Origin of the sequence: Leeia speluncae, from assembly GCF_020564625.1 — a bacterium.
GTDB lineage: Bacteria > Pseudomonadota > Gammaproteobacteria > Burkholderiales > Leeiaceae > Leeia > Leeia speluncae.
Genome location: NZ_JAJBZT010000040.1, coordinates 1 through 278 on the forward strand (window position 1 = coordinate 1; position 278 = coordinate 278).

Consider the following 278-nt stretch of genomic DNA (forward strand, 5'->3'; position numbering starts at 1 on the left):
GCGGATGAGAAGCCAATGCCTGGCCAGCCACCGAACCACGGCCAGTTAATACATTCACTACCCCAGGAGGAATACCTGCTTCCAGCGCCAACTCACCCAAACGTAGCGCGGTGAGCGGTGTTTCTGTAGAAGGCTTCAAGACAATTGTGCAACCCGCTGCTAAGGCTGGAATTAACTTCCAGATCGCAATCATCAATGGGAAGTTCCACGGCACAATGCCAGCCACCACCCCAACTGGCTCACGGCGGGTATACGCGGTATAGCGTGCACCGGCAGGT

At 56.1% G+C, this 278-nt stretch carries 1 protein-coding gene; it reads right to left on the minus strand.

The annotated features are described in order from the left end of the window. Window positions 1–278, minus strand: a 278-nt coding sequence (locus LIN78_RS18005; protein WP_227182270.1) for an aldehyde dehydrogenase family protein, incomplete at both ends; no start/stop codon positions are given.